This window comes from Streptomyces sp. SID4985, assembly GCF_009863025.1.
GTDB lineage: Bacteria > Actinomycetota > Actinomycetes > Streptomycetales > Streptomycetaceae > Streptomyces.
Map to the genome: position 1 here is coordinate 1 of NZ_WWIR01000316.1, position 21,526 is coordinate 21,526.

The following is a 21,526-nucleotide window of genomic DNA, read 5'->3' on the forward strand; positions in this document are numbered from 1 at the left end:
GGGCCGGGGGGCCGGGGGGCCGGGCTTACCCCGGGCGGGCGGGGCTTCCCCCCGTCGCCCACTCCGCAGCTCAGCAGGGCGCCCCCGCGCAGTCCGCGCAGGTGCCGAAGATCTCCACCGTGTGGGCGACGTTCACATAGCCGTGTTCCGAGGCGATGGCCTCGGCCCACTTCTCCACCGCCGGGCCCGCCACCTCGACCGCCTTGCCGCAGGTGCGGCAGACGAGGTGGTGGTGGTGTTCGCCGGTGGAGCAGCGGCGGTAGACGGACTCGCCGTCGGAGGTGCGCAGGACGTCGACCTCGCCGGCCTCGGCGAGGGACTGGAGGGTGCGGTAGACGGTGGTGAGGCCCACCGAGTCGCCCTTGTGCTTGAGCATGTCGTGCAGGTCCTGCGCGCTGCGGAACTCGTCGACCTCGCTCAGGGCCGCCGATACCGCTGCGCGCTGCCGGGTCGCGCGGCCCTTCACGGGCGGTCCAGCGGTCGTCACCGGGTGCCTCCTCATGTCTGCGCCTCTGACCGGGCCATTGTGCCAGCCCGGACCCCACCGGGTCAGACGCCGACCTCGTCCCCGGCCGTCCGCGTGGCCGGAATCGCGCACTCCGCCGGGTCGCCGGGGGGCCGCAGCGCGCGGGCGCGTCGGCGGGCCAGCGGGGTCGCCAGCACGGCCAGGACGGCGAACGCGGCGATGGTGAGGAGCACGATCGTGGCACCCGGCGGAACGTCCACGTAGAACGAGGTGACCGTGCCGCCGAGGGACACCGCGACACCGATCGCGACCGCCAGGCCGAAGGTCGCCGCGAACCCCCGGGTGAGCTGCTGCGCGGCGGCCACCGGGACGACCATCAGCGCGGAGACCAGGATCAGCCCCACGACCCGCATCGCCACGGTGACCGTGACGGCCGCGGTGACGGCGGTCAGCAGGTTCAGCGCGCGCACCGGCAGCCCGGTGACCCGCGCGAACTCCTCGTCCTGGCTGACGGCGAACAGCTGCCGCCGCAGCCCCAGCGTCACCGCGACCACCAGCGCGGCCAGCACCACGATCGCGGTCACGTCGGCGGGCGCGACCGTGGAGAGGGAACCGAAGAGGTATGTGGAGAGGTTGGCGTTGGAGCCGCCGGGCGCGAGGTTCACCAGCATCACACCGCCCGCCATGCCGCCGTAGAAGAGCATGGCGAGGGCGATGTCGCCGCGGCCGCGGCCGTACCAGCGGATCAGCTCCATGAGGACCGAGCCCGCGACGGAGACCAGCGTGGCCATCCACACCGGCGAGGAGTGCAGCAGGAAACCGAGGCCGACGCCGGTCATCGCCACGTGCCCGATGCCGTCGCCCATGAGGGGCTGGCGGCGCTGGACGAGGTAGATGCCGATCGCGGGCGCGATGATGCCGACCAGGACGGCCGCGAGGAGCGCCCGCTGCATGAAGGCGTAGTTCAGGAGGTCCATCAGCTCAGCAGTCCCGTGCGGATCGGTCCGGTGCCCTCGGGGGCGTGGGGGTGTACATGGTCGTGGCCGGGCAGGGCATGCTGGCCGACCGCTCGCGGGGGCGGTCCGTCGTGCAGTACGCAGCCGTCGCGCAGGACGACCGCGCGGTCGATCAGCGGCTCCAGCGGGCCCAGTTCGTGCAGCACCAGCAGCACGCTCGCGCCGCCCGCGACCTGCGCGCGCAGCGTCGCGGCCAGCACTTCCTGGCTCGCCAGGTCCACGCCCGCCATCGGCTCGTCCATGATCAGCAGCTCGGGCTCACAGGCCAGCGCCCGCGCGATCAGCACCCGCTGGTGCTGCCCGCCGGAAAGCGTGGTCACCGAGTCCCTCGCGCGGTCCGCCATGCCGACCAGCTCCAGCGCCCGGCGCACCGCCTCCCGGTCGGCCTTGCGGAAGAGGCCGAAGCGGGTCCGCGCCAGCCGCCCGGAGGAGACGACCTCGGTCACGGTGACGGGCACGCCCCCGGCCGCGCTGGTGCGCTGCGGTACATACCCGACGCGCGCCCACTCGCGGAAGGACTTCAGCGGCGTCCCGAACAGCTCCACCGAGCCGGAGGTGGCGGACACCTGCCCGATGGCGGTGCGTACGGCGGTGGACTTGCCGGAGCCGTTGGCGCCGAGCAGCGCGACGACCTCGCCGCGTCCCACGGTCACGTCGACACCGCGCAGGACGGGGCGGCCGCCGAGTTCGGCGCGTACGTCACGCAGGGCCAGCACGGTTTCGTCGGTGGTCATTTCGCCCCCAGCGCCTGCTGGAGGGCCTTGAGGTTGGCCTCCTGGACGGCGAAGTAGTCCTTGCCCCGGGACTTGTCGGTGATGCCCTCGACGGGGTCGAGCACGTCCGTCTTCAGATGGACGTCCCCGGCGATGGTCTTCGCGGTCCTGTCGCTGACCAGCGTCTCGTAGAACACGGTGGTGACGCCGTCGGCCTTCGCCAGCTTCTGGAGGTCCTTCACGCGCACCGCGCTCGGCTCCGACTCGGGGTCGAGGCCGCTGATGGCCTCCTCGGTGAGGCCGTAGCGCTCGGCGAGGTAGCCGAAGGCGGCGTGGGTGGTGATGAAGACCTTGGTCCTGGTGTGCGCGAGGCCGTCCGCGAAGTGGGTGCTCAGCTCGTCGAGCCGCTTGACCAGGGCGTCGGTGTTCTTCTCGTAGTCGGCCCGGTGCTTCGGGTCGGCCTTCGCGAAGGCGCTGCCGACGCCCTTGGCGACCTGGGCGTAGCGCACCGGGTCGAGCCAGATGTGCGGGTCCTTGCCCGTCTGCTCCTCGTCGCCGTGGCCGCCCTCGGCGTGCTCGGCGGCATGACCGCCGACCTCGGTGCCGTGCTCCTCCAGCGTGGTCAGCGTGGCGGCGTCGATCTTGGTCTTGACCGGCGACACGGCCACGGCCTTGTCGACCGAGGGCTGGAGCCCCTTGAGGTAGAGGACCGCGTCGGAGTCCTGGAGGCCCGCGATCTGCCGCGGGCTGATCTCCAGGTCGTGCGGCTCCTGGCCGGGCGTGGTCAGCGTCGTCACATGGACGTGGGAGCCGCCGATCTCGTTCGCCAGGAAGGCCATCGGATAGAAGGAGGCGACGACGTCCAGCTTGTCCGTGTTCCCCGCCGCGCTCGCACCGCCCGAGCAGCCGGTGAGGGCGCCGAGGCCCAGCGCTGTGGCGGCCGCGAGCGCGGACCCGGATATGAGGCGTCGCCGTACGTTCATGACAGTCATTTTCAACAAAGATGGAAACGGTTGTCAACAAGCTGTCCGGCGTCTTGCGATGCGGGCGCCCACGGGAGAAGTTTGGGAAGGGGTTGGGTGACCTTGGGTGATCTTGCGCAGTCCCGGGGCGCCTGCGGGCAGGGGCCGATTTGGCCGAGGGGGAGCCTGCGCCGGTAACCTGAATCATTCGCTGGAAGCATCTCGCTTCAACGCCCGTCGTCGTAATGAAGAGAGCACCGTGGCCGCCGACAAGATCGACACCATCGTCAGCCTGAGCAAGCGCCGTGGCTTCGTTTTCCCGTGCAGTGAGATCTACGGCGGACAGCGTGCCGCCTGGGACTACGGACCGCTGGGTGTCGAGCTCAAGGAGAACATCAAGCGTCAGTGGTGGCGCTACATGGTGACGTCCCGCGAGGACGTGGTCGGTCTCGACTCGTCCGTCATCCTGGCCCCCGAGGTCTGGGTCGCCTCCGGTCACGTCGCCACCTTCACGGACCCGCTGACCGAGTGCACCTCGTGTCACAAGCGGTTCCGCGCGGACCACCTGGAAGAGGCGTACGAGGAGAAGAAGGGCCACGCCCCGACGGGCGGCCTGGCTGACCTCAACTGCCCGAACTGCGGCAACAAGGGCACCTTCACCGAGCCCAAGCAGTTCTCCGGTCTGCTCTCCACGCACCTCGGCCCGACCCAGGACTCCGGCTCCGTCGCCTACCTGCGTCCCGAGACCGCCCAGGGCATCTTCACCAACTTCGCCCAGGTGCAGGTCGCCTCGCGCAAGAAGCCGCCGTTCGGTATCGCCCAGATGGGCAAGTCCTTCCGCAACGAGATCACGCCCGGCAACTTCATCTTCCGGACCCGCGAGTTCGAGCAGATGGAGATGGAGTTCTTCGTCAAGCCGGGCGAGGACGAGGAGTGGCAGGAGTACTGGATGCAGCAGCGCTGGAACTGGTACACCGGTCTCGGCATGCGCGAGGAGAACATGCGCTGGTTCGAGCACCCGAAGGAGAAGCTCTCCCACTACTCCAAGCGCACCGCCGACATCGAGTACCGCTTCTCGTTCGGCGGCTCGGAGTGGGGCGAGCTGGAGGGTGTCGCCAACCGGACCGACTACGACCTCGGCGCGCACTCCAAGGCCTCCGGCCAGGACCTCTCGTACTACGACCAGGAGGCCGGCGAGCGCTGGACCCCCTACGTCATCGAGCCCGCCGCCGGTGTCGGCCGCACGATGCTGGCCTTCCTCCTCGACGCCTACACCGAGGACGAGGCGCCGAACGCCAAGGGCAAGATGGAGAAGCGCGTCGTGCTGCGCCTCGACCACCGCCTGGCCCCGGTCAAGGTCGCGGTGCTCCCGCTCTCCCGCAACCCGGAGCTGTCCCCGAAGGCCAAGGGTCTCGCCCAGGCGCTGCGCCAGAACTGGAACATCGAGTTCGACGACGCCGGCGCCATCGGCCGCCGCTACCGCCGTCAGGACGAGATCGGTACGCCGTTCTGCGTGACCGTCGACTTCGACACGCTCGAGGACAACGCGGTGACCGTGCGCGAGCGCGACACGATGAAGCAGGAGCGCGTCTCCCTCGACCAGATCGAGGGCTACCTCGCGGCCCGTCTCATCGGCGCCTGACCTTCGCATTTCCGCCCACCCTCCTGTCCGGTCCTCCGGGCCGGAGGGTGGGCTTTTTCATGCCCGCTTCGGTGTCCGCCTCGGGTGCCCGAGGGGCTTCTACCCACGAGTGGCTGACAAATAACAGATGACAGATATTGAATTCTGTCAGCCGCCGTGCCAGGCTGGACGCATGACGATCCCCACGCGAAATCTCGGCACCACCGGCCCCCAGGTCTCCGCCCTCGGTCTCGGCTGCATGGGCATGTCCGGTATGTACGGCGAAGCGGACCGCCCGGAGGGCATCGCCACCGTGCACGCCGCCCTGGAGAAGGGCGTCACCCTCCTCGACACCGGCGACTTCTACGGCATGGGGCACAACGAACTCCTGGTCGGCGAAGCCCTCCGCACCGCCCCGGCCCACCTGCGGGACAACGCCGTGCTGAGCGTGAAGTTCGGCGCCCTGCGCGACCCGGACGGCGCCTGGCTCGGCTTCGACGGCCGCCCCGCCGCGGTGAAGACCTTCGCCGCCTACTCCCTCCAGCGCCTCGGCGTGGACCACATCGACATCTACCGCCCCTCCCGGCTCGACCCGGACGTGCCGATCGAGGAGACGGTCGGCGCCGTCGCGGAACTGGTCGAGAAGGGCTGGGTCCGGCACATCGGCCTCAGCGAGGTCGGCCCCGACACCATCCGCCGGGCGGCGGCGACGGCCCCCATCAGCGACCTCCAGATCGAGTACGCGCTGATCTCCCGGGGCCCCGAGCGCGAGATCCTGCCCACCCTGCGCGAGCTGGGCATCGGCGTCACGGCGTACGGCGTCCTCTCGCGCGGGCTGCTCTCCCACCACATCACCGCCGACCGCAGCTTCGCGGCCACCGACTTCCGCTCCTTCTCGCCGCGCTTCCAGGGCGAGAACTTCCAGCACAACCTGACCCTGGTCGACGCCCTGCGCAAGATCGCCGAGCAGAAGGGCGCGAGCGTCGCCCAGATCGCCATCGCCTGGGTGCTCTCCCGGGGCGAGGACATCGTGCCGCTGGTCGGCGCCCGCACCCGCGAGCGGCTGTCGGAGGCGCTGGGCGCGCTCGACGTGACCCTGGACGCGGCCGACCTCGCGGCCATCGAGGAGGCCGTACCGGCGGACGCGGCGGCGGGGGAGCGGTATGCCCCGGCCCAGATGGCGATGCTCGACAGCGAGCGGTGAGCCGGGGGCGCGGTGCGCGGCGCGGTGACTGGTGCGGCGCCCGGCGAAAGGACCCGTCTCCGCCGGTCACGGCCACCTTTCCGCCAGGTACGGTCTAGGACATGGCAGCGACCGAGACCCTGACCGCCGAGCGCATCCTCGAAGCGACCGAGGAGGTGCTGCGCCGCCATGGCCCGGCCAAGGCCACGGTGGTCGACGTGGCCCGCGCGCTCGGTGTCAGCCACGGCAGCGTCTACCGCCACTTCCGCACCAAGGCCGCGCTGCGCGAGGCGGTGACCAAGCGCTGGCTGGACCGGACCTCGCTCACGCTGGCCGACATCGCCGGGGGCCCCGGCCCCGCCGAGGAACGGCTGCGCGACTGGCTGGCCGCGCTGTTCGAGGCCAAGCGGCACAAGGCGGGGGACGACCCCGAGCTGTTCGCCACCTACAGCGTCCTGGCCGACGAGAGCGGCGCCACGGTCGGCGAGCACATCACCGACCTCACCCGCCAGCTCGCCACCATCATCGAGGCCGGCGTCGACACGGGCACCTTCCGCCCGTCCGACCCCTCCGCCGAGGCCCGCGCCGTCTTCCAGGCCACAGCCCGCTTCCACGACCCCTGCCACGCGCGGGAGTGGCAGCGGCCGGAGATCGAGACGGACTTCGAGGCGGTTGTGGGGTTGCTGGTGCGGGGGTTGCGGGCGGAGGGGTAGATGTGGGCCCTCGCTCGACGGACGTCGGCCTCGGCCGCGTTCGCCTGGCGGGGCGGCCTGCAGGGCGGGCGAAACGCCATCGCCGATATCGCCCGGCGTGCCAGACTTTGCCCATGACGCACGCACTGCATCTGACGGCCGCGGTCACCCATGAGGACGAGTGGTACGTGGCTCGCTGCCTCCAGGTAGAGGTCACCAGCCAGGGCGAGAGCATCGAGGAGGCGCTGTCCAACCTTCGTGAGGCACTGGAGCTGTACTTCGAGGACGCTCCCGTACCCGCAGTCACCGACGTGATCACCGCGCCGGTCGAGGTCCGCGTCGCATGAGCCCCGCCGTGCCCAACGGCGTGTCCGGCACCGAGATCGTCAAGGCGCTGGAGCGCGCCGGTTTCGGGCATGTCTCCACTCGGGGCAGCCACGCCAAGTACCGCAAAGACGACCGGACCGTCATTGTGCCCCTGCATCGCTCCCTCGCGCCGGGCACCCTGCGCTCCATCCTCCGCCAAGCCGACTGGACTGTGGACGACCTCACCGAACACCTCAAGTAGCCGTACAGCCTCAGCTAGGCGGTGATCCGCCAGAAGTCGCGCATCACCGGGGGCGGGGTGGGGGCGGTCATGGCGAGCTGGGTGAGCAGGATGGTGACCTTGGCGGTGGCCGGGATCAGGTGGGCCGTGGTGCCGGTGCCGCCGACCCAGCCGTAGCGGCCGGGGACGGTCCAGGGCTCAGTGCGGGCGATGTCCACCGAGCCGCCGTAGCCCCAGCCCTGGCCCTCCAGGAAGAGGGGGCTGGCCTCGCGCTGGGCCGGGGTGAGGCGGTCGGTGGTCATGCGGGTCACGGAGTCCGGGGAGAGCAGGTGGCGGCCGTCGGCGCTCTCGCCGTGTGCGAGGAGCATCCGGGCGAAGGCCAGCCAGTCGTCGGCGGTGGAGACCAGGCCACCGGCGCCGGAGGGGAAGTCGGGGAGCCGCTTCCAGTCGTCGGCGTGGGTGTCCGCGACCTCGGCGGTGCCGTCCTCGCCCGGGCGGAAGGCGGTGGTGAACCGGTGCCACTCCCGCTCGGGCACGAAGAACCCGGTGTCCCTCATGCCGAGGGGCTCGAAGAGTCGCTCGGCCATGAACTCCGGGAGCGTGCTGCCGGAGGCCCGCGCGATCAACACGCCCTGGAGGTCGGAGGCGGTGTTGTAGAGCCACGCCTCGCCGGGCTGGTTCAGCAGCGGCACCTTGGCGAGGTCGGCCAGCCAGGCGCCCGGGGCCGGGTAGGAGTGCGGGACCAGGCCGTTCTGCAGGGCGAGCAGCGCGCGGACGGCGGGCAGCGAGAAGTCGGCGGGGAAGCCCCAGCCGGGCCGGGAACTGAGCAGATCCTCCACGGTGATGGACCGCTCGGCGGGCACCACGTCGTCCACCGGACTCTCCGGCGTCCGCACCACCATCGGCGCGGCCAGCTCCGGCAGCCACCGCTCCACCGGGTCCTCCAGAGCGACCCGCCCGTCCTCGACCAGCATCATCAGCGCGGCGGCGATGACCGGCTTGCTGATGGAGGCGAGCCGGAAGATCGACTCCCGCGCCATCGGCACGCTCCGGTCGCCATCCGCGTGTCCGACGGCCACCACCTCGACGTCGTCCCCATGCGCGACCAGCGCGACGGCGCCGGGGAGGCGGCCGTCGTCGACGTACCGGTGCAGGGTGTCGTGCAGTGCGGTCATGGGGGTCGCCCTCCGGTCGGCGTGGGTGGTCCGTGGGTGGTCTGGTCCGTGGGTGGTCACGGGCCGTCAGGTGTTACGACTCCCACGGCCGCGCCGACTCATCGCCGCGCGGGGTCGACGGTCGCCTGATGGGCCTCGGCCAGATGCGCCGCGGCCCTCTCCAGGTGTTCCCCCGCCCGCCCCCACGGCAGGAACCGCGTCCCCTCCCGCCAGCCGCAGGTCCCGCAACTGATCACCCGCCGCAGCCCGTTCTGCCGTACCCCCACCACATGCGCCCGCCCGTGCCGATCCCAGCGCCGCACACTGTCCGCACCCCTGCTGTCCATGGCCGGAGTGTGCAGCACGGGGAGGGAGGTGGGGGCGGGAACCAGGGGTGAGGCCCGTTACACAGGGCGGGCCCACATGTGTGCCCCTCACTCCACCTCACCTTCCCCACGCCACCCCTCCCTCACCCCACCTCCCTCGGCAGCCGCAGGCTCAGGAGGCCCGTGACGAGGATGGCTCCGAGTTGGGTGACGAGCGCGACGAGCAGGGCGTCGCGCATCCCCAGGTGGGGGATCAGGCCGAGGAAGAGGGCGCCCAGGGTGGCCACGCCGAGGGCGAGGGACGCCTGCTGGGTGGTCGTCAGGACGCCGCTGCCCACTCCGGCGCGGGCGGACGGTACCTCCGCCAGGACGATGCGCATCAGGTTCGGCAGCTGGAGTGCCTGACCGGCTCCGGCGACGGCCGCGCCCGGCAGCAGCGTGCCGAGACCCAGGTGCGGCCAGTCGCGCCACACGGTGAGCGCGATGAGCAGGACGCCGATCCCTTGCAGTACGGACCCGGTGGCGACCACTCGCGTGCCGAAGCGGGCGATCAGCCGCGGCCCGGCCAGCGAGACGAGCAGGAACGACACCGCCATCGGCGCGAGCGCGAGCCCGGCCGCCACCGGTCCCAGCCCCGCCCCCTGTTGGAGGCTCAGCGCGATCACGAACATGAACCCGCTGAAGCCCAGCGAGAACGGCACGATGATCAGCAGCCCGCGTCGCAGCGACGGCGCCGCGAACAGGCTCGGCGGCAGCAGCGGGGTCCGCCCCAGCCGGTCCGCGCGGCGCTCGACGGCGTAGAACGCCCAGGCCGCGACCGGGAACACGGCCAGCGACACCCACGTCCACAGCGGCCAGCCCGTCGCGCGGCCCTCGGTCAGCGGGGCGAGCAGCGCGAGCAGGGCGACGGCCAGCAGGACGGTGCCGGGCACGTCCACGGGCTCCGGGTGCCGGGAGCGGGTGTCGGGGACGCGGCGGACGGCGAGGACCAGGCCGAGGACGACCACGGGCACGTTGACCAGGAAGATCGAGCGCCAGCCGGTACCGGCGATGTCGGCGGCTACCAGGACGCCGCCCAGGATCTGCCCGATCACCATGGAGAGCCCCGCCGTCGCGCCGTACAGGCTCATCGCGCGGGCGCGGCGGCCGCCGGTCGTCGTGGCCTGGATGGTGGCGAGCACCTGCGGGAGCATCAGCGCGGCCGACGCGCCCTGCGCGGCCCGCGCCGCGACCAGGCTCCACGCGCCCGGCGCGAGCCCGCACGCGAGCGAGGTGACCCCGAAGGCGGCCATACCGGCGATGAACAGCCGCCGCCGTCCGAAGAGGTCCCCGAGGCGGCCGCCGAGCACGAGCAGCACGGCGTAGGTGACGCCGTATCCGGCGACGACCAGTTCCAGGACGGCCTCGCTCGCGTGGAGGTCGGCGCCGATGGCGGGCAGGGCGACGTTGACGATGAAGAAGTCGACCAGCGGCAGCGCCGCGGCCAGCAGGACGGTCAGCAGGCCCGGCCCGGTGAGGGTGGGTGCCGCCGCCGGGGCGCGCACGGTGGGCGCGCCGGTGAGGGTCTCGGTCATGTCCACGAGCCTGCGCCCCGCCGCAGACGGGTACCAGAGTGTTCTCATCCTGGTACCGGAACTACCCGCCAATCCCTTCCAACCGGCCCGGCAGACCGGGCGACCTGGTACTGATTCCCGCTCATCCTGGTAGCGGAAGTACCTGGAAACGGGGTGGGGGCGGGCGCATTCTGGAACCATGTCGACCATGGCCCAGGAATCCATCGCCCCCGTGACCAAGAGCGCGGAGATCCGGCGCCATGAGCTGGCCACGTTCCTGCGCAGCCGCCGCGAGCGCATCTCGCCGGAGCAGGTGGGACTGCCGAGGGGCGCGCGGCGCCGTACGCCGGGACTGCGCCGGGAGGAGGTCGCGCACCTCTCCGCCGTGGGCGTCACCTGGTACACGTGGCTGGAGCAGGCCCGCAACATCCAGGTCTCGGTCCAGGTCCTCGACGCCCTCGCCCGCACCCTGCTGCTCGACCCCAGCGAGCGGGCCCACCTCTTCCAGCTGGCCGGGGCCACCGACCCCACGCCCGCCGCGACCTGCCCGAGTCTCACCCCGGCCCTGCGGGACGCGCTGCGCCAGATGGAGCCGTACCCCGCCGCCGTGCAGAACAGCCGCTACGACATCCTGGCCTACAACCGCGCCTACGCCCGGATGCTCTGCGACCTGGACGCCGTCCCGCCCGAGGACCGCAACTGCGTCCTCCTCGCCTACACCCACCCCGACTGGCGCTCCTCGATCGTCCACCTCGACGACACCCTCCGCCTCATGGCCGCCCGCCTCCGCGCCTCCCTCGCGGGCCACCTCGGCGAACCCGCCTGGAAGATGCTGCTCAAGCGCCTCCAGACCCTCCCCGAGTTCCGCGAACACTGGGAGCGGTACGAGGTCGTCGGCAACCGCTCCAAGACGAAGGAGTTCCTCAACCCGTACGTGGGACACCTGACCTTGGAACACACGGACCTGTGGCTCAGCCCCGACCCGGGTCCCCGGATGGTGATCTACACCCCGAAGAACGAGGAGACGCGGGTGCGGCTGGAGCGGCTGTACGAGCTGGCGTGCGCGGCGGGGTGAGCGGGCGGAACCCGCTGCTGGCCGCTGAGCTGGAGCGCTACGACTGGTCCGCTCACCGGTCGTTCCTCGGGGGAGCGGAGCGCCTGCCTGACGCCGTCGAGCGGCTCGCCTCGGCCGAGTCGGCGCAGGAGGCGGACGTCGCCTGGTCGGAGATCGACAGCGTCGCGCTCGTGCAGGGCCGCCTCTCGGAGTGCGCCCTGCCGTTGACCTCGTGCCTGGTCGCGGGGCTGGAGGGCGCCGGGACGGAGGGGCGAAGGCGCATGTTCGACCTCCTCGCCACCATCGCCGGCGGCTACGACGATCACGTGGACATCGCCCTGGTCGGCCCGGTGTCGGTGCGGGAGTGCGTGCGGCGGATGACGGACCGTCTCGGGCTGTTCGCCGCCGACCTGAAGGCGCACGGCAATCCGAGCTGTGTCGACGTTCTCCTCATGTGCGGGGTGTACGACGCATCCGCCAGGGATCACGTCTCTGACGTCTTCCGGGAGGCCCTCGCACTGCGGTCCTGCGCGGGGATCACGGACCTGATCGAAGCCTCCTTGGCGGACCTCCACGAGTGAGGACGCGTCCGCGTGCGGGCGCCCGGCTCAGGCCCGCCCCGCCCCCACCGTCTCCCGGACCTCCGGCGCCTCCAGCCGCTCCGCCGTGCGCGTGGCCGTACCCCGGGCCCAGCGCCCGCTCGTGACGTACCCGAGGACCAGGACCGTCGCGCCGCAGGCCGTCAGGATCCACCAGCCGGGACGCGCGGCGGAGACGAAGGCGTCGCGGTACGGGGAGTCGCCGATGCCGGACGCCAGGACCGCGCCGACCACCGCGACGCCCAGGGTCTGGCCCAGCTGGCGGCTCGTGGAGGCCACCGCCGCCGCCACGCCCGCCTGGGCCCGGGGCATGCCGGAGACCGCCGTGTTGGTGATCGGGGCGTTGACGAAGCCGAAGCCGATGCCGAAGAGGACGTAGCCCGCGAGGAGGGTGAGGTTGGAGGTCTCGGCTTCGAAGGCGGCGAAGAGGATGCCGCTCAGGGTCATCGCGGCGCCTGCCAGCAGGAGGGGTATGCGGGGGCCCCGGCTGCCGACCAGGCGGCCGGAGAGGGGTGCGCAGAGGAGGGTCGGGACTGCCATCGGGAGCATCCAGAGGCCCGCGTGGAGCGCGTCCAGGCCGCGGACGTTCTGGAGGTACAGCGTGGACAGGAACAGGAAGCCGCCCAGCGCCGCGAAACCGCTCACCGCTATCACCGTCGCCCCGCTGAAGGGGGCCGAGCGGAAGAAGCGCAGGTCGATCAGGGGTTCCGCGCGACGGGGCTCGTAGATCAGCAGGGCGAGGAGCGCGGCCAGCGCCACCGCGCCGAAGGGCAGGACCGTCGCCGCGCCCGCGTCCGGCGCCTCGATGATCGCGTACGTCAGCGAGCCGAACAGGGCGATCACCAGGAGCTGGCCCACGGGGTCGGCACGGCGCGGCTTCGGCGCCCTGGACTCCGGGACGAAGCGGAGCGTCAGCAGCAGGGCCGCCGCGCCCACCGGCAGGTTGACCCAGAAGATCGAGCGCCAGCCGACCGACTCCACCAGCAGCCCGCCGACCAGCGGGCCCGCCGCCATGGAGATGCCGACCACCGCGCCCCACGCGCCGATCGCCCGCGCCCGCTCGCGCGGGTCGGTGAAGGTGTTGGTGATGATCGACATCGCGACCGGGTTGAGCATCGAGCCGCCGACCGCCTGGATCATGCGGAAGACGACGAGCAGCTCCAGGTTCGGCGCCAGCGAGCACAGCAGGGAGCCGAGGGTGAAGACCGTCAGGCCGGTCATGAAGACCCGCTTGCGGCCGATCCGGTCCGCCGTGGAGCCCGCGAGCATCAGCAGCGAGGCGAGTACCAGCGTGTACGCGTCGATCGTCCACTGGAGGCCGGAGGTGGTCGCGTGCAGTTCGCGCTGCATCGAGGGGAGCGCGACATTCAGGGCGGTGTTGTCGAGGCTCACGATCAGCAGGCTCATGCAGCAGATCGCGAGCACGAGCAGCCGCCGCCGGTGGCTGAGCTCGGGCATGCGCCCCATCGTACGCCCATTTCAATAGTGCGGCTAACTAATTACCAATGCACGGATATCCGGTGGAGCAGCGGCCGCGTATCGGCGAAAGGGCGGGCACGTGAGGGACATGGGGGACAATGGACGACGGCCCACGCCCCACCGGCGCCGGCCGCCCACCCGACATCCGACCCGGAGCCCCTGATGAACCAGCCCCTCTCCATCGGCCCGCACGCCGTGGCGCCGCCCGTCGTGCTCGCACCCATGGCGGGGATCACCAACGCGCCCTTCCGCACCCTGTGCCGGGAGTTCAGCGGAGGCAAGGGCCTGTTCGTCAGCGAGATGATCACCACCCGGGCGCTGGTCGAGCGCAACGACAAGACCATGCAGCTGATCAGGTTCGACGCGAGCGAGAAGCCGCGCTCGATCCAGCTGTACGGCGTCGACCCGGCCACCGTCGGCAAGGCCGTCCGCATGATCGCGGAGGAGGGCCTCGCCGACCACATCGACCTCAACTTCGGCTGCCCGGTCCCCAAGGTGACCCGCAAGGGCGGCGGCTCGGCGCTGCCGTACAAGCGGAACCTGCTGCGCGCCATCCTGCGCGAGGCCGTCTCCGGCGCCGGTGACCTGCCGGTCACCATGAAGATGCGCAAGGGCATCGACGACGACCACATCACCTACCTCGACGCGGGCCGCATCGCCGTCGAGGAGGGCGTCACCGCCATCGCCCTGCACGGCCGCACCACCGCCCAGCACTACGGCGGCACCGCCGACTGGGAGGCCATCGCCCGCCTCAAGGAGCACGTCCCGGAGATCCCGGTGCTCGGCAACGGCGACATCTGGTCCGCCGAGGACGCGCTGCGCATGGTCCGCGAGACCGGGTGCGACGGCGTGGTCGTCGGACGCGGCTGCCTCGGCCGGCCGTGGCTGTTCGCGGACCTGGTGGCCGCGTTCGAGGGGCGTACGGACGAACTGGCGCGGCCGAGCCTGAAGGAAGTGGCCGACGTCATGGTCCGGCACGCGACCCTGCTCGGCGAGTGGCTCGGTGACGAGTCCAAGGGCGTCATCGACTTCCGCAAGCACGTCGCCTGGTATCTCAAGGGCTTCGCGGTCGGCTCCGAGATGCGCAAGCGGCTCGCGATCACCTCGTCGCTGGACGAGCTGCGCGCCGGTCTCGACGAGCTGGACCTCGGCCAGGCGTGGCCCACCGGGGCGGACGGCCCGCGCGGGCGTACCTCCGGCAACAACCGCGTGGTGCTGCCGGACGGCTGGCTGAAGGACCCGTACGACTGCGCGGGCGTCGGCGAGGACGCGGAGCTGGACACCTCCGGCGGCTGAGCGACCCCGTCGGGACGGCCGAGTGCCGTCCGGGAACGCGAAGAAGGGCTGAACCGCTCGGGGGTTCAGCCCTTCTCATTGTTTCTGGGCTCAGCCCTTCTTGGGGTGCGGGGTGGAGCCGTACGCCGTCAGGAAGCGGTCGCGGAAGGCGCTCATCTTCCACACCGGGGCGTTGTGCGCCGGGCGCAGGCCGTCGGACCAGCCCCAGTCCGCGACCTTGTCGAGGACCTTCGGGTCCTTGGCGATGATGGAGATCGGCACGTCACGGCTGGCGTGGTTGCCGCTGACGCGGGCGATGGGCTGGTGGTCGCCGAGGGCGACCAGCACCGTGTCCTCACTGCCGTAGCGCGTGAGCCACTCGGTGAGCGCGGTGACCGAGTACTGGATCGACTTGCCGTACTCCTCGCGGGACTTGGTGGTGTCCGCGATGACGTCGGCCGACTTGTTGCCCGCCGCCTCGATGCCCTTGAAGACCGAGCCGTCGCCCAGCTGGTCCCAGCCGACCATCTTCGGGATCGGCGCCCACGGCTGGTGGCTGGAGGTGAGGATGATCTCGGACATCAGGGACTTGCCGTCGGTGCGCTTCTTGCCGTGGACGCGCTGCTGGAACTGCTCCAGGGCGTACTGGTCGGGCATCGTGGACCAGCTGAACTTCGGTCCCTTGTAGCCGAGTTCGAAGGCGTTGTAGACCTTGTCGAGGCCGAAGTAGCTCTGCTCCGGCCATGCCTTCTGCACGCCCGGCATGATGCCGACGGTGTCCCAGGCGCCGCTCTTCTGGAACACCTTCGTCAGGCTGAGGTGGTCGCTGGCCATCACCGTGCGGTAGCGCTGCTGGTTGCTGATCCACAGGCCCGACAGGGTGGTGGAGTGGCCGAGCCAGCTGCTGCCGCCGTACGTCGCGGAGGTCAGCCAGCCGCTCTTGGCGTGGTAACCGGCCTTGGTCAGCGCCTCGGTGCGCTCGTCCAGGGTCTTGTCCACACCGGGCGCCATGATCGGGTCCTCGATCGCGCTGCGGCCGTAGCTCTCGATGAACGTGAAGAGCATGTCCTTGCCGCGGAGGTCGGGCACGAGCTGGGCGGGGGGCGTGTCGCCGAAGGCGTCCACCTTGGCGATCTTCCCGAACTCCGCCTCGTCCCGCAGGGTTTCGCTCACCCGCTCGGTCTGGCTGTGCATCGCCGCGAGGGCGGTGTTCGAGGCGAGCGGCACATCGGCGATCCGCAACCCGAGGGAGGAGCAGGCGATCCAGGCGACACCGGCGATCAACGTGGCGCGGGTCGCGACGCGTTGATTCCGGGCGATGACATTGCTCAGCCGTACGACGGAGAGGGCCAGCACGACGAACATCAGCAGCACGACCACGATCAGACCTGCCGTCGCCGCGAGCGTCGCCGTCCGGCCGAGCGAGTCCTCCAGATAGGACTGCGCGTCCCCGAGCAGCGTCCAGTCCAGCACCATGTTGAACGTCCGCCCCAGATACTGGCGGAAGCCCATGTCCAGCCAGTTCAGCAACGTGAGCGCGGCGAGCGCGACACCGGAGACGGCGGCCAGGACCACCCTCGGCCGACGCGGCAGCGCCAGCATCACAGCGGCCCCGACGATCGCCTCCCCGGGCAGGCGGAGGAAGTTGGCGGGCCCGATCCCGTAGCTGCTGCTGGGCATCACGAGGGCCACGACGACGAGGATCGCGGCGATGACGGTGAGGGCGAGGGAGAGGACTCGGGCGGCACCGGGGTTCTTGTCCCGCCAACGGGCGGCCCAGGAAGGGGACTTGGCTGGGGGCTCGGCAGGGGGCTCGTCACCCGGGGTGGCGGCCTCGGGGTCCGGGGTGCCGCTCGCTTCGGCGGCACCGCCGGCCGACTCCGTCGCGTCCGTGTGCTCGCCGGGGGCGGCCTTCGCACCGGTCGCGCCCTGAACAGCCGCCTCCGGACCGGCGCTTGCGCCACTGTCCGGGGCCGCACCTTCAGCTCCGCCCTCGGTGGGGGCCGCGTCGGCGTTCCCCGCAGGGGTGTCCGTGGCGGCGGTGGCCTTCACGCCCTCCGGGGCGGCTCCGGTGCCCTCGGCCGCGTCCGTGCTTCCGGTCTCGGCGTCGTCCTGGTCGGTGTCCGCGTCCCCCGCAGGCACGGCCGTCGGCGAGGCCGGGACGGCGGTGTCCACGTCCTCCACGGAGGTGGCCGTCGCGCCCCCGGCCGAAGCGGAGTTCCCCGGGGCTGACCCCGTGTCCGAGGACTCCACGGAAGTGGCCGTCCCCGCCCCGCCGGAGTCCCCGTCCAGGACGGTCTCGGCTCCCCCCGCCGTGCTCGGTGAATGGCTCGTGTTCTTTTGCTGAGGCAACCCGGGGGTCCTTCCGTGCGCGGGCTGGGGTGGGGGGAGGAGGCGGGCCGCGCTGGGGAGGCTGGGCGGGACCGGTCGGGACCGGTCAGCCTGGCCCGCCGTTCTCTCGTACGGGCGGCCGCCGACCCATGTTCAGGGCGCTCGGCAAATACCGGGCAAACGCCCGGTCAAGGTTGATGTCACGCACCTCCGACCGCGGTGAGGAGGGCGAGCGGAGCCGCGGCCGAGCGGGATTCCCGTACGCAGGCGTGGGGGTACGGTACCGGCTCGGGATGGGTGTCGCGGTCGTAGCCCGCGAGGACCTCGGGGAGCCGGTGACCGCCCGCCGTCGCCGCGTCCACCAGGCCATGGGCGACCGCGCGGGCCTCGTCGTGGAGGCCGTAGCGGGCGAGGCCGAGGGCGATGAGCGCGTTGTCGTGCGGCCAGACCGAGCCACGGTGGTAGGAGAGCGGGTGGTAGGCCGCCTGGCCGGACGCCAGCGTGCGGACGCCCCAGCCGGAGAAGAAGTCCGGCTCCAGCAGGCGGCGGCCCACCATCTCCCCGTACTCCTTGTCCAGCAGCCCCGACCACAGCAGATGCCCCGCGTCGGAGGCCAGCGCGTCTATCCGGCGGCCCTCGCCGTCCAGCGCGAGCGCGGGGAAGGACCGTTCCCGCATCCAGAAGTCCCGCTGGAAACGGTCGCGGAGGTCGGCCGCCGCCTGCTCCAGGAGCGCGGCGTACGTCGCGTCGTCCCACACCGTCCGCGCCACCCACGCCGTACGGCGCAGCGCGTCGTAGGCGTACCCCTGCGCGCCCGCCGCCATCACCGCGCCGGTCGGCCGGGTGCCGTCGGCGCAGCAGATCGCGCCGGGGGAGTCCTTCCAGTTCTGGTTGGCGAGGCCGCCCTCGTCGGCGCGGTAGACGAGATAGCCGCGCGAGGTCAGCCCGCCGTGGTCCAGCATCCAGCCGATCGCCGCGCGGGCGTGCGGCTCCAGGCGCCGGGCGAGCACCGCGTCCCCTGTGCGCTCCACGTACGCGCCGAGGAGGACGAGGAAGAGCGGGGTGGCGTCGACCGAGCCGTAGTAGCGCCCGTACGGCACCTGCCCGAAGTGGGCCAGCTCGCCGTGGCGCACCTCGTGCACGATCTTGCCGGGCTGGGCGAGCGGGGAGCGGCCGGTGCCGGTCGCCTGCGTGGCGGCGAGGGCGGGCAGGGTCGCGGCGGCCAACTGCGGCCGGTACGGCAGCGCGAACAGCGCGGTCAGCAGGGCGTCCCGGCCGAGCAGGGCCAGGAACCAGGGCGCGCCGCCCGCCGGTACGCGCAGCTCCTCCCCGTCCGGACCGGTCGCCGGAACCTGGAGCGAGGCCAGATCGTCCAGGCCCCGCGCGCACGCCGCCGCCAGCTCGGGCCAGCCGGTCGGGAAGGCCACGCCCTCCACGAACCGGACCTGGAGATCCCGGAGTTGTTCCCGCACGGCGGCGGGCGAGCGCGGCACCCGCACCGCGCGCCGGTCACCGTGCGGCCGGGCCATCACCCGCAGCAACAGCTCCGCGCTGCCGTACGGGGGCAGTTCGAGCGTCCAGACCAGCCGCCGCGCCCCCGTGCCGGTCTCCTCCACCGCCTCCGGCGCCGGGTCGGCGGTGACGGACGTACAGGAGCGCCACTCCCCGCGCCGGTAACCGAACTCGATCCCGTCGTCCAGGACTTGGCGGGTGCGGACGGCCCCGGTCTTGGCGTACGTACGGTGGTCGGAGCGCAGCTCGAACTGGTCGGCGAAGTCGGCGTCCACGGTGAGCGCGAGCCGCACCGTGGCGGTCACCGCGAGGTTGCTGGTGACCTTCAGCGACTCCACGAACGCCCGGTCCCCGACGGCCTGTTCGCGCCACAGGGTGTACGGCGGCGGCTCCTGACGTCCTCCACGCGGCACCAGCACACACCGCGCCGTGTCCCCGTCCGCGACCGGCGTCAGCACCTCCGGCACCGCGCCGTCCACGGTGAGCTGCCAGCGGCTGAGATGCCGGGCGTCCCGCACGAACACCCCGTCCGGCGAGCCCCCGCCGCGCACCCCGCCGATGTCGCCCCGGTCGCCCACGGCGGCGAACGTCGCCCCGCGCACGAACAGATGATGCCGCTCCGTCATCGGTCCCCTCCCTCGTCCGTCCTGCCGCCGCTGTGGCTCAGGAGCGTGTCGTGCGAATCGCCTTTGTCCATGCGCCCGTTGGTCCCCGGCTCCCCGTGCAGCAGATCGAGGGTGAGCGCCGCCGTCCAGCCGAACGCCGGTGCCCCGCAGGCCGCGCCGGTGTGCGGGTCGACGTACTCCGCGAAGCCCGAGGAATCTGCCGTACGTAGAAAGGCGGTGCGCACTCCGTCCGCCAACTGCCCTTCGCCGTGGGCCCGTAGCCCTCGCTCGATCAGCCAGCTGGTGTTGAACCAGGCCGGGCCGCGCCAGTAGCGGTGCGGGTCGAACGCGTCGCCCAACAGGTCGTAACTGGGCACGAGTTGGGTGGTGGTGCCGAGCCCGAAGTGCGTACCGCGCAGGGTGCGTACGAGCGCCGCCGCCACCTCGCGGGGCAGCCCCGGCAGCAGCAGCGGGACCAGTCCCGTCACGCCCCGCTCGCGCACCGGGCCGCCGCCGCGCAGGTCCCGGCAGAGGAACATGCCGTACGACGCGTCCCACAGCCGCTCCACCAGGGCCGCCGTCAGCCGCTCGGCGCGCGCGTGGCGGGCGGTGCCGGGGGCGCCCAACTCCCGGGCGATCTCGGCGAGGGCGTGCTCGGAGGCGATGAGCAGCGCGTTGAACGCCGGGTCCTCCACGGCGAACTCCCCGCCCCCGTCGGCGTATTCACCGTCGCGGTAGTCGGCCGCGAGGCGCACGTACCGCCCGTAGTCCAGATCCGTCGGCCGGTCCTCGGGCGAGCCGTGGGCGAGGTCCGCGCGGCGGAAGGAGCGGGCCGGGGCGGGGGAGACGCGGGCCAACGGGGCATCCCAGCACGGGCTGTTGTCCATCCCCTGTTCCCACGGGTGCACCACCGACACCAGTCCGCCCCCGCCGAGGTCCCGCCGGTGCAGCAGATACCGGTGCCAGGCGGCCAGCCGGGGATAGACCCGGGCGAGGAAGCCGCGCGCCCGCGACAGGCCCGGGTCCGCCCGGTGCACCAGCCACGCGGCCAGCGCGTGCACGGGTGGCTGCACGATGCCGGACGTCTGTACGGTGCGCGGGGCGCCCGCGGCGCGTCCGGCGGCCGAGGAGCGCCAGAAGTCGGGGCTCGGGAAGTACGCGTCGAGCGGCACGGAGGGGTGGAAGACGATGTGCGGCACGCGCCCGTCGGCCCACTGCGCCGCGAGCAGCGTCTCCAGTTCGGTCTGGGCCCGCAGCGGCGAGAGATGGCGCAGCCCGATCGCGATGAACGCCGAGTCCCAGGACCACTGGTGCGGATACAGGCTCCGCGAGGGGACCGTCGAGGCGCCCGTCCAGTTCGTCTGCAATACACGGGCCGCCCTGACGTGCAGCGATGTCGTGGGTGGCGGATCGTATGCGATCTCGCGCTCCGTGACACGGGCAGTGAGCTGGGCAGTGCGATCCACTCGGGGCTCCCCGAAGACGTCCGGCCGGCCAGGTTTGGTTGTGTCTACCGCAGGGTTACGTCTATTTAACACGCAAAACTCAATATGTAATGCAAGCTTGAGGAACACAAGGGGGTGTGCATGACCGGACGGGTCGGCAGGACGGGAAAGACGGCCAGGGGAGGCGCTCAGTCGAGCGCCGGGGACCTGCTCGAACTGGTACGCAGCGGGCGCGCGGTCACCCGGGGCGCCCTCCAGCAGATGACCGGGCTGTCCCGCGCGACCGTCGGCCAGCGCCTGGACCGGCTCTTCCGCGCGGGCTGGCTGCGCGAGGGCGCGGGTGGCCCGGTGGACTCCCCGCTCGGTGGACGCCCCGCCGTCACCCTGGAGTTCGACGGCTCGCACGCGGTCGTCCTCGCCGCCGACCTGGACACCCGGCACGCCCGCGCCGCCGTCCTCACCCTGACCGGCGAGATCCTGGCCGAGCACTCCGGCACCCTCGTCGTGGAGGACGGCCCCGAGGCGGTCCTCGCCGAACTCGGCCGCTGGTTCGCCCGGTTGCTCGACCAGGCGGGCCACCGCCCCGAGGAGGTCTGCGGCATCGGGCTCGGCGTGCCCGGCCCCGTGGACAGCGAGACCGGCCAGGTGATCCAGCCCCCGATGATGACCGGCTGGGACGGCTACGACATAAGGGGCCGCCTCTCCCGCGCCTTCACCGAACACACCGGCGCCCCCGCCGTCCCGGTCCTCGTGGACAACGACGCCAACCTCATGGCCTACGGCGAGCAGCGCACCGGACACCCCGACTGCGCGGCGTTCGTGCTGGTCAAGGTGTCCACCGGCATCGGCGCCGGGGTCGTCGTGGACGGCGCGCTCTACCGGGGCATCGACGGCGGCGCGGGCGACATCGGGCACATCCGGGTCGGCACCGACGCGCTGTGCCGGTGCGGCTCCTACGGCTGCCTCGCGGCCGTCGCCAGCGGCGGCGCGGTC

Annotated in this window: 20 protein-coding genes; 9 read left to right on the forward strand and 11 right to left on the reverse strand. The window is 72.1% G+C overall.

The window, feature by feature from the left end; translation table 11 throughout:
• Positions 1 to 70: 70 nt before the first annotated feature.
• From GTW40_RS12995 to GTW40_RS13010, 4 genes are all read right to left on the reverse strand, one after another.
• Positions 71 to 487, reverse strand: a complete 417-nt coding sequence (locus GTW40_RS12995; protein ID WP_161180327.1) for a Fur family transcriptional regulator — start codon at positions 485 to 487, stop codon at positions 71 to 73.
• Positions 488 to 549: 62 nt separating this feature from the next.
• Positions 550 to 1,443 carry a metal ABC transporter permease gene (locus GTW40_RS13000; protein WP_161180328.1) on the reverse strand — a complete coding sequence of 298 codons (894 nt, stop codon included), beginning with the start codon at positions 1,441 to 1,443 and terminating at the stop codon, positions 550 to 552.
• Positions 1,443 to 2,216, reverse strand: coding sequence for an ATP-binding cassette domain-containing protein (locus tag GTW40_RS13005; RefSeq protein WP_161180329.1), 774 nt, complete (start codon positions 2,214 to 2,216; stop codon positions 1,443 to 1,445). The genes GTW40_RS13000 and GTW40_RS13005 overlap by 1 nt, the downstream gene beginning before the upstream one ends.
• Positions 2,213 to 3,178: a metal ABC transporter substrate-binding protein gene (locus GTW40_RS13010; RefSeq protein ID WP_161180330.1), complete on the reverse strand. Its 966-nt coding sequence runs from the start codon at positions 3,176 to 3,178 to the stop codon at positions 2,213 to 2,215. The genes GTW40_RS13005 and GTW40_RS13010 overlap by 4 nt, the downstream gene beginning before the upstream one ends.
• 238 nt (positions 3,179 to 3,416) lie before the next feature.
• Between GTW40_RS13010 and GTW40_RS13015 the strand changes: the two genes are divergently transcribed.
• From GTW40_RS13015 to GTW40_RS13035, 5 genes are all read left to right on the forward strand, one after another.
• Positions 3,417 to 4,799 carry a glycine--tRNA ligase gene (locus tag GTW40_RS13015; protein WP_161180331.1) on the forward strand — a complete coding sequence of 461 codons (1,383 nt, stop codon included), beginning with the start codon at positions 3,417 to 3,419 and terminating at the stop codon, positions 4,797 to 4,799.
• A gap of 172 nt (positions 4,800 to 4,971) precedes the next feature.
• Positions 4,972 to 5,982: an aldo/keto reductase gene (locus tag GTW40_RS13020; protein ID WP_161180332.1), complete on the forward strand. Its 1,011-nt coding sequence runs from the start codon at positions 4,972 to 4,974 to the stop codon at positions 5,980 to 5,982.
• 101 nt (positions 5,983 to 6,083) lie between these two features.
• Positions 6,084 to 6,674, forward strand: a complete 591-nt coding sequence (locus tag GTW40_RS13025; RefSeq protein ID WP_161180333.1) for a TetR family transcriptional regulator — start codon at positions 6,084 to 6,086, stop codon at positions 6,672 to 6,674.
• A 113-nt stretch (positions 6,675 to 6,787) separates the two neighbouring features.
• A complete protein-coding gene (locus tag GTW40_RS13030) occupies positions 6,788 to 7,000 on the forward strand; it encodes a type II toxin-antitoxin system HicB family antitoxin (protein WP_161180334.1) in 213 nt (70 codons plus the stop codon).
• Positions 6,997 to 7,221, forward strand: coding sequence for a type II toxin-antitoxin system HicA family toxin (locus GTW40_RS13035; protein WP_026248464.1), 225 nt, complete (start codon positions 6,997 to 6,999; stop codon positions 7,219 to 7,221). The genes GTW40_RS13030 and GTW40_RS13035 overlap by 4 nt, the downstream gene beginning before the upstream one ends.
• 14 nt (positions 7,222 to 7,235) lie before the next feature.
• Here GTW40_RS13035 and GTW40_RS13040 read toward each other — a convergent pair whose 3' ends face one another.
• The 3 genes from GTW40_RS13040 to GTW40_RS13050 form a co-directional block, all read right to left on the reverse strand.
• On the reverse strand, positions 7,236 to 8,375 hold the full coding sequence (locus GTW40_RS13040; protein WP_161180335.1) for a serine hydrolase domain-containing protein: 1,140 nt from the start codon (positions 8,373 to 8,375) through the stop codon (positions 7,236 to 7,238).
• Between the two features lie 98 nt (positions 8,376 to 8,473).
• A complete protein-coding gene (locus GTW40_RS13045; RefSeq protein WP_161180336.1) occupies positions 8,474 to 8,701 on the reverse strand; it encodes a hypothetical protein in 228 nt (75 codons plus the stop codon).
• A 122-nt stretch (positions 8,702 to 8,823) separates the two neighbouring features.
• Entirely contained in the window at positions 8,824 to 10,254 is a 1,431-nt protein-coding gene (locus tag GTW40_RS13050; RefSeq protein ID WP_161180337.1) for an MFS transporter, read from the reverse strand.
• Positions 10,255 to 10,432: 178 nt separating this feature from the next.
• Here GTW40_RS13050 and GTW40_RS13055 point away from each other — a divergent pair, with 178 nt between their 5' ends.
• Both GTW40_RS13055 and GTW40_RS13060 read left to right on the forward strand, forming a co-directional pair.
• Complete coding sequence (locus tag GTW40_RS13055) at positions 10,433 to 11,308, forward strand: helix-turn-helix transcriptional regulator (RefSeq protein WP_161180338.1); 876 nt, start codon at positions 10,433 to 10,435, stop codon at positions 11,306 to 11,308.
• The gene (locus GTW40_RS13060; RefSeq protein ID WP_161180339.1) at positions 11,305 to 11,868 is read left to right on the forward strand and encodes a hypothetical protein; all 564 of its coding nucleotides are present in this window, start codon (positions 11,305 to 11,307) and stop codon (positions 11,866 to 11,868) included. The genes GTW40_RS13055 and GTW40_RS13060 overlap by 4 nt, the downstream gene beginning before the upstream one ends.
• A gap of 27 nt (positions 11,869 to 11,895) precedes the next feature.
• Here the strand turns inward: GTW40_RS13060 and GTW40_RS13065 are convergent, their stop codons facing one another.
• Entirely contained in the window at positions 11,896 to 13,344 is a 1,449-nt protein-coding gene (locus GTW40_RS13065; protein ID WP_161180340.1) for an MFS transporter, read from the reverse strand.
• Between the two features lie 183 nt (positions 13,345 to 13,527).
• Between GTW40_RS13065 and dusB the strand changes: the two genes are divergently transcribed.
• A complete protein-coding gene (gene dusB / locus GTW40_RS13070; protein WP_161180341.1) occupies positions 13,528 to 14,661 on the forward strand; it encodes a tRNA dihydrouridine synthase DusB in 1,134 nt (377 codons plus the stop codon).
• 90 nt (positions 14,662 to 14,751) lie between these two features.
• Here the strand turns inward: dusB and GTW40_RS13075 are convergent, their stop codons facing one another.
• The 3 genes from GTW40_RS13075 to GTW40_RS13085 all read right to left on the reverse strand — a co-directional run bounded on the left by GTW40_RS13075 (position 14,752) and on the right by GTW40_RS13085 (position 20,554).
• Entirely contained in the window at positions 14,752 to 16,824 is a 2,073-nt protein-coding gene (locus GTW40_RS13075; protein WP_343245679.1) for a CDP-alcohol phosphatidyltransferase, read from the reverse strand.
• A 347-nt stretch (positions 16,825 to 17,171) separates the two neighbouring features.
• On the reverse strand, positions 17,172 to 19,109 hold the full coding sequence (locus GTW40_RS13080) for a glycogen debranching N-terminal domain-containing protein (RefSeq protein WP_161180342.1): 1,938 nt from the start codon (positions 19,107 to 19,109) through the stop codon (positions 17,172 to 17,174).
• The gene (locus GTW40_RS13085) at positions 19,106 to 20,554 is read right to left on the reverse strand and encodes a hypothetical protein (protein WP_343245680.1); all 1,449 of its coding nucleotides are present in this window, start codon (positions 20,552 to 20,554) and stop codon (positions 19,106 to 19,108) included. The genes GTW40_RS13080 and GTW40_RS13085 overlap by 4 nt, the downstream gene beginning before the upstream one ends.
• A 120-nt stretch (positions 20,555 to 20,674) precedes the next feature.
• Here GTW40_RS13085 and GTW40_RS13090 point away from each other — a divergent pair.
• A partial coding sequence (locus tag GTW40_RS13090) for an ROK family protein (protein ID WP_202485806.1) occupies positions 20,675 to 21,526 on the forward strand: 852 nt, incomplete at its 3' end.

Bases quoted from the DNA above. Each gene is read 5' to 3' on its own strand.
- GTW40_RS13040 (WP_161180335.1), bottom strand. From the start codon at position 8,375: ATGACCGCACTGCACGACACCCTGCACCGGTACGTCGACGACGGCCGC.
- GTW40_RS13010 (WP_161180330.1), bottom strand. From the start codon at position 3,178: ATGAACGTACGGCGACGCCTCATATCCGGGTCCGCGCTCGCGGCCGCC.
- GTW40_RS13000 (WP_161180328.1), bottom strand. From the start codon at position 1,443: ATGGACCTCCTGAACTACGCCTTCATGCAGCGGGCGCTCCTCGCGGCC.
- GTW40_RS13020 (WP_161180332.1), top strand. From the start codon at position 4,972: ATGACGATCCCCACGCGAAATCTCGGCACCACCGGCCCCCAGGTCTCC.
- GTW40_RS13065 (WP_161180340.1), bottom strand. From the start codon at position 13,344: ATGCCCGAGCTCAGCCACCGGCGGCGGCTGCTCGTGCTCGCGATCTGC.
- GTW40_RS13035 (WP_026248464.1), top strand. From the start codon at position 6,997: ATGAGCCCCGCCGTGCCCAACGGCGTGTCCGGCACCGAGATCGTCAAG.
- GTW40_RS13005 (WP_161180329.1), bottom strand. From the start codon at position 2,216: ATGACCACCGACGAAACCGTGCTGGCCCTGCGTGACGTACGCGCCGAA.
- GTW40_RS13050 (WP_161180337.1), bottom strand. From the start codon at position 10,254: ATGACCGAGACCCTCACCGGCGCGCCCACCGTGCGCGCCCCGGCGGCG.
- GTW40_RS13055 (WP_161180338.1), top strand. From the start codon at position 10,433: ATGTCGACCATGGCCCAGGAATCCATCGCCCCCGTGACCAAGAGCGCG.
- GTW40_RS13025 (WP_161180333.1), top strand. From the start codon at position 6,084: ATGGCAGCGACCGAGACCCTGACCGCCGAGCGCATCCTCGAAGCGACC.
- GTW40_RS13030 (WP_161180334.1), top strand. From the start codon at position 6,788: ATGACGCACGCACTGCATCTGACGGCCGCGGTCACCCATGAGGACGAG.
- dusB (WP_161180341.1), top strand. From the start codon at position 13,528: ATGAACCAGCCCCTCTCCATCGGCCCGCACGCCGTGGCGCCGCCCGTC.
- GTW40_RS13080 (WP_161180342.1), bottom strand. From the start codon at position 19,109: ATGACGGAGCGGCATCATCTGTTCGTGCGCGGGGCGACGTTCGCCGCC.
- GTW40_RS13045 (WP_161180336.1), bottom strand. From the start codon at position 8,701: ATGGACAGCAGGGGTGCGGACAGTGTGCGGCGCTGGGATCGGCACGGG.